We start from the raw sequence: 6,622 nt of genomic DNA, 5'->3' as shown, positions 1-6,622 counted from the left end.
TCCTATAAGCTCTCTATAAGCTAACCCCACCCAATTTACAGCTCATCTTTTACCTTTTACCTCAACGCACCCTTCCGTTTCTCTCCGACATCTTCCGTCTCCTCCTAACCTCCCCAATACGTCGCTTTTTCATCTCAAACTTTGGCAAAGTTTTAAACTTTGCCAAAGTTAAATTACTATTATTGGCATTATCAGCATTTTTGGTATTAAAAAATTTTTTCCTACCTTTGCACTTCATTGCATATTACACTGCTTTCATTGAAACATCTTAATTATGCGCATTCTTTTTTACATAACGCTGTTTTTATCCCTGCTCGCCTGCGATTCCAAAGAGAAGAAAGAGGAGGTAACACCCTTGCTCTTCCCCGATAATACGCAAATGCTTTTCCGCATCAACGATAAAGACAACTTCCTCAGTGCCATTGCTAACAATACCTTTTGGAAGACGCTCAATCCTCATCAGTTGCGCCCACACGAGGTAAAACTCCTTAATAGCATTCCCACCGATGATAACTTGTGGGTAGCTTTTGATACCGAAGGTCATTTCTTTGCCATAACTCCCCGTATTAGTAACGATACTATTAGTTTTTGGCGCAATGCCGATACTCAAATCCAAAAACAAGCTCAGTTTGGTAAAGAATGGTTTTACACCATAGCCGATAACAACTTGGTTATAGGCGATTCCGAAACTGTTTCGGCTTATCAACAACTGAAACAAGAAACTAAAACACCACGGCAACAGTCTTTGGAACAACTCCAAAAAGTAGGTAATACCGAATGTGTTGCCACTCTTTTCTTCCAAAAAGACGAAGCAAATGCTTACTTCAAATCGTTCTTCGGAACCGAGATATTGCAAAATGTAAAAGATTGGGTCTCTCTCGACCTTTTCTTAGAAGAAAACAACATACGTTTTAGCGGTATGGCACTCATTGCCAATGCCAATGCCGATATAATGGCACACACCCTACCCTATCAAAACAATGTGTTAAACGTACTTCCCGCGCGCTTGCGTTCACTCGTTTCTTACACTTTCGACGACGGCGATAAGCTCGCTCAAAACGATAGTACAGCTACCAATAATCCGTTTAAAACCTCTATCAATGGGGTAGCTTTTGCTCAAACCCCCGAAGGTCAATTTGCTGTCGCCTCTTCTTTTGATGTAGATGAGACCATCAAACAGTTGCCCGTACTCTCAGAAGACTTTCAGCACAACTTCTCTATGTACGAACTCAACCCCGACCTCCCAATGGATTTTTTCACGGCTTTTGTACCTCAGTTTGTCCCTAAATACGTCGGAGTGTATGAAAAGTTTCTCGTGTTTACTACCACCAAAGACCTTCTTACCTCAGTAATCAACGATATGCAACGAGGCAATGTGCTTTCAGCCAATAAATCTTACGATTGGTTAGAACAAAACAGCGCTTCCAACGTAAGTGTTACGCGACTCACAAATCTTTATGACAACACAGCTTTTAGCAGCAAATATCCTTATATAGCCGAAAACTATCGCTGGGCAGTATTCCAACAAACCCCTCAAAACGACTATTACGTGCTCAATTTCATCAGTCAAAAACAAACTGAAAGCACTCTTTCCGATGAGATGAAAGAACGTTTCCGCCTTACGTTAGACGACCAAATGGTTATCCCTCCTACCATTCTCTTAAACCACCGCACCAAACAACTCGAAATAGCCGTGCAAGACACTAATAACGATTTATATTTGATAGGTAACAACGGTTCTCTCTTGTGGAAAAAACGCTTAGACGGAAAGATACAAAGCCCTATTTACCAGGTCGATTTATTTAAAAACGGCTTCTTGCAAATGGCTTTCACTACCGAAAAGTCTATCTGGATTATTGACCGCAACGGCAATGTGGTAGAGCCTTTCCCTCTAAAATATCAAAACCCTATCACACCTTTGGAGGTGTTCGATTACGATAGCAATCGCGAATACCGCTTCCTCTTTGCCGAAAACAATATCTTGCACCTGTTAGACAGAAAAGGACAACAAGTGAAAGGCTTCTTACAGCGCACCAATGGAAAACCTTTGTTTACTCCTAAGCATTACCGTTTCAATGGCAAAGACTATCTTATCTACCCTTCCGATAATGGTATCTTTAATATCTTGCACCGCAACGGTGAAAACAGAATAACAGTAAAGGGTAACTATCGTTTCTCCAACAATCCTCCTTTGGTATTCAATAACTTGTTTATGTTCACCACTCAAGAAGGTAACCTTATTTCTATCGATGAGAAAGGAGGAATGAATCGCACAAATCCATCGCTGGTAGAACCTTTTTATTGGGAAGGTAATCGTTATGCACTTACCTCTCTTTCGGGCAATATACTTACCATAGGTGGGCAACGCATTGAACTTCCCGAAGGTAAATATGCCCGTCCTAAACAGTTCCGTATTCGTGGCATCAACTACGTCTCAGTAAACGAACAAAACACCAAAAAAGCCTATTTATACGACGAAAAAGGAAAATTGTTAAAAGACTTTCCCGTAGAATCAGTATCCCCCATTGCAATAGATGTAGATTTAGATAAATCTATTTGGATAGTTACTGAAAAATCACCCACTGAATTGGTGCTCTACACTATGAGACAATTAGCTAATTAATATCGAATTGAAAAAAGCAGTCATCATAGGCTTAGGTCTCATAGGAGGTTCCTTTGCCTTAGAATTAAAAAAACGTTTGGGCTACCACATTGCTGGTATCGACCTAAACCCTAATCATATAGAAAAAGCCTTAGCCTTAGGCATCATCGATGAAAGTACGGATTACAACCATCTCACCGATGCCGACCTCGTGCTCATAGCAGTACCCGTGAACCATATAGGCGAAGTGCTTATAGAGGTGCTCAATAAAGTAGGCGAGCACACGTTAGTAATGGACGCAGGTTCTGTAAAAAGTCACATCTGCGAGGTAGTAGCTACGCACCCCCATAGGCAAAATTTTGTAGCAGCGCACCCTATGGCAGGTACCGAGCATTCAGGACCTGAGGCAGCTCTTTACAACCTCTTCGATGGGAAAGTAATGGCACTTTGTGAAGTAGAAAAAAGCAATTGGCAACTGCTTGACCGTGCGTTGAGTATTGTAAAAGCCCTTAATATGCGCGTGAAGATGATGCAACCTTCTGACCACGACTTGCATACTGCCTATGTATCACACCTCTCGCACGTAAGTTCGTTTATGCTGGGCAAAACCGTTTTAGAGATAGAAAAAGACGAAGCTCAAATCTTCGATTTAGCCAGTACAGGGTTCGCCTCTACGGTGCGTTTGGCAAAAAGTGACGCTCAGATGTGGTGTCCTATCTTTTTGGAGAACAAGGACAATGTGCTAAAAGCCCTCAATGAATATATCAAGAATTTAGAAGCTTTCAGAACCCTCATCGAAACTGAACAATCCGAAGCCCTTACCCAAAGTATCCACGAAGCCAATTATATTAGGAAAATACTCAAATAGTTTTCTAATACCAAACGGGTATATACGCGAGCCGTAACGGGTATATACCCGTTATTTTTTAGTTGTAATTATCTATCAGTAACGACCAATCTTTTTGAGGGTTGAGCAGTTGGGCAGAACGGTATAACATAGAGCCTTTCCCGTTTTTGTCATAATCGTCTACATAAAAGGCAAAGAGTACTAAACCACTTTCTAAACGATTACCAAAAACACCTTCAGCATCGCATTGCTGTAAGGCTCTTAGCAAACATTCTTCAAAATCTTTCCGAATTGCCTCGTATTTTTCTTCATAAGTATCATCATCGTCACCAAGCGCTTCTATTATTTGATAAGTTTCTTTATACAAATAGCTTTGATTGTCTAACCAATTGTCAGCGTTTTGTTTTACAGGCTCGTAACTACCTTCATAAGTATAGCATCTGCCACTCCATATAGCATATAAAATAGATGCTTGGGGATTGTAAGCCTGCCTATCTTCACGAGTAATAGCGTTATCGGCAGCAGCAAAAAAGTCGTCTACCAAAGAAAAGTAATAAGCTAAAAGATGTTTGCCTTCTCTATCAGTTTGCGCTTTGATTTTAGTAAATGAATAACGAATAAGGTTTTGTGCTAATTGCTGAATGTGGTATTTTTGTTGTTCATTCATATGATTATTTTTTATTCTTATTTAAATGAATTTATTTCTATATTGGCAAATGTACAATTTATTTCCAATATACAAAAAAATAGATATAAAAATGCAAGCTATTGATATTCTTAAAATGAGTAATATTTTGGTATTATAGTATTAATTGGCATTATAGTATTAATAAGTATTATTTTGCGCTCTCAATAAAAGTTTATACCTTTGTGCCAAAATTTACCCTTTACCTAATTATGAAGCCATTTCGCCTCTTTTTCACTAATCGTCGCAACCTCACTTTTGTGATATGCCTGTTGCTCTCGGTATTCATTTGGTCGCTGAAGAAACTCTCTAAAAATCTCATCAGAGAATTATCAGTACCAGTAACGGTTATCAATCTGCCAGCCGACAAGGTATTTCTACCCTCTGCTCCTAACTACGTGAGAATAACAGTAGAAGGCAATGGTTTTTCTCTTCTGAAATCCTACCGACAAAATGCTACCCTTACCGTAGATTTCTCCGATTTACAAGAAGTGGGCGAACACTTTTACACACTCTCTAAAAGCAGTAAGGACAAACTCAGCAATACTTACCTATCGAATTTCAGAATACGCTCGGTAGTCTCCGATACTCTACAACTATACTTAGTACCCAAACGCACCAAAAAAATACCCGTAGTAGTACACCTAAACGTGGAATTCCCTAAAGAATACCAACTTACGGAATTGCGCCTCTTACCCGATTCGGTAGTAGCTTCAGGTAGCCAAAAAGTGATAGATACGCTCACACAAGTAACTTTCCAATACCGTCACAAACGTCCGCTAAAAGACAATTTCGGTGAAACTTATACGCTCAAAAGCACTCCTTGGGTACATTATAACGCTCATAAAATTGTGATGCAAGCCTTTGTCGATAAGGTGAGCGAGCAGGAATTGCGCGTGCCTGTGAAGGTGATGGGCGTACCGAAAGAGAGTCAAGTAAAAGTCTTCCCCGACGAAGTGAGTGTACTTTGTACAGGTGAATTGAGTATCTTAAAGACCCTTACTCCTAACGATATTGAAGTAACTGCTGATTTGTGCGAAGCAACCGACAACCATATACCACTACAACTCAATACTCATAAACGACGCATAAAGGTAGCTTTTATGAAAGAAACCTCCGTTGATTTTCTAATACGCAAAGAATGATGGTAGTAGGACTTACAGGAGGTATTGGCAGTGGCAAAAGCACTATAGCCAAAGAATTTGCTACCTTAGGCATCTCGGTATTCAATTCAGATGAACAAGCTAAAGTGCTCATCGCTACCGATGCGCAGGTAAAGAAACGCATTATCGCTGCTTTTGGTGAGGAGGCTTACCAAAATGGAGAATATAACCGCGCTTATATCGCCCAAATTGTGTTTAACAATTCTGAGAAATTGGCGATACTCAACGGCATTGTACATCCTGCTCTTGCAAAATATTTTAATCAGTGGGCAAAGAAGCAAACTTCACCTTATGTACTGAAAGAAGCCGCTATCCTCTTTGAAAGTGGAAGCTATAAGGATTGTGATTATATCATCACGGTTACAGCACCTGAGCAGGTGCGTATTGCCCGCGTAATGGCACGCGACCATTGCACCGAAGCCCAAGTGCGAGCGCGTATGGCACAACAATGGAGTGATGCCCAGCGCATTGCCCTCTCAAATGCGGTGATTGAGAACATCGATTTAGAAAGTGCCAAAGAACAAGTAAAGAGGATACATTTTCAACTTTGCCAAAGTTTGTAACGCAACGGCATTTGTCAATTGTCAATTATGAATTATCAATTGAAAAAGATTATCATTATATCAACCCTTATTATTGCTTTTTTAGGCATTACATACGTTCTTTACGCCTTTCTGATGCAGATAGGGGTAGACGAGGGCTATGAACCTATACAACCTATTCACTTCTCTCATAAAATTCACGCAGGTGATAACCAAATCGATTGTAAATATTGCCACTCAGGGGCGCGGACTTCGGCAGTAGCAGGTGTGCCCTCACTCAATGTATGTATGGGTTGCCATAATACCATTTCGGAATATGAAGGTGAGGAGGATCTCGCCAATGGTTACACTAAGGAATTTTACACCAAAGAAATCAAGAAATTATACGAAGCAGTAGGCTGGGACGAGCAGAAATTTCGCTATACGGGCACTCCTAAAGGGGTGCAGTGGATACGCATTCACAAACTCCCCGACTTTACTTATTTCAATCACAGTCAGCACGTAGCTGTAGGTGGATTGGAATGTCAGAAATGCCACGGCGAAGTACAACAAATGGAGGTGGTACAGCAGTACGCTCCTCTTACGATGGGGTGGTGTATAAACTGCCACCGTCAAATGCCTGTGAATGCTAACAACCCTTATTATCAGCACTATGAAGAAGTGCATAAGGCTTTAGCTAAAAAGCTAAATGTAGCCAAACTGACGGTTGCCGAAATGGGAGGCTTAGAATGTGCTAAATGCCACTACTAATAATTACGAATTACGAGTTACAAATTACGAGCT

General features: G+C 40.5%; 6 protein-coding genes. 5 read left to right on the top strand and 1 reads right to left on the bottom strand.

Annotation, left to right across the window (positions count from 1 at the left end; genetic code table 11):
* Positions 1–274 precede the first annotated feature (274 nt).
* A complete protein-coding gene (locus tag HMPREF9072_RS08535; RefSeq protein WP_009411326.1) occupies positions 275–2,623 on the top strand; it encodes a hypothetical protein in 2,349 nt (782 codons plus the stop codon).
* Between the two features lie 7 nt (positions 2,624–2,630).
* The gene (locus HMPREF9072_RS08530; protein ID WP_009411325.1) at positions 2,631–3,470 is read left to right on the top strand and encodes a prephenate dehydrogenase; all 840 of its coding nucleotides are present in this window, start codon (positions 2,631–2,633) and stop codon (positions 3,468–3,470) included.
* Between the two features lie 58 nt (positions 3,471–3,528).
* Here HMPREF9072_RS08530 and HMPREF9072_RS08525 read toward each other — a convergent pair whose 3' ends face one another.
* Positions 3,529–4,116, bottom strand: coding sequence for a DUF4303 domain-containing protein (locus HMPREF9072_RS08525; RefSeq protein WP_009411324.1), 588 nt, complete (start codon positions 4,114–4,116; stop codon positions 3,529–3,531).
* 230 nt (positions 4,117–4,346) lie between these two features.
* Here HMPREF9072_RS08525 and HMPREF9072_RS08520 point away from each other — a divergent pair, with 230 nt between their 5' ends.
* From HMPREF9072_RS08520 to HMPREF9072_RS08510, 3 genes are read left to right on the top strand one after another with little or no spacing between them, the layout of a single operon-like run.
* Positions 4,347–5,279 (top strand): hypothetical protein, encoded by a 933-nt coding sequence (locus HMPREF9072_RS08520; protein ID WP_009411323.1) that lies wholly within the window; start codon positions 4,347–4,349, stop codon positions 5,277–5,279.
* The gene (gene coaE, locus HMPREF9072_RS08515) at positions 5,276–5,860 is read left to right on the top strand and encodes a dephospho-CoA kinase (RefSeq protein ID WP_009411322.1); all 585 of its coding nucleotides are present in this window, start codon (positions 5,276–5,278) and stop codon (positions 5,858–5,860) included. Before HMPREF9072_RS08520 ends, coaE begins: the two co-directional genes overlap by 4 nt.
* A 27-nt stretch (positions 5,861–5,887) precedes the next feature.
* Positions 5,888–6,589 carry a cytochrome c3 family protein gene (locus HMPREF9072_RS08510; protein ID WP_009411321.1) on the top strand — a complete coding sequence of 234 codons (702 nt, stop codon included), beginning with the start codon at positions 5,888–5,890 and terminating at the stop codon, positions 6,587–6,589.
* Positions 6,590–6,622: the final 33 nt, after the last annotated feature.

The sequence above is a fragment of the Capnocytophaga sp. oral taxon 324 str. F0483 genome (assembly GCF_000318315.2).
In the GTDB taxonomy this organism is placed as follows: Bacteria; Bacteroidota; Bacteroidia; order Flavobacteriales; family Flavobacteriaceae; genus Capnocytophaga; species Capnocytophaga ochracea.
This window is presented reverse-complemented; position numbering and strand designations above follow the sequence as displayed.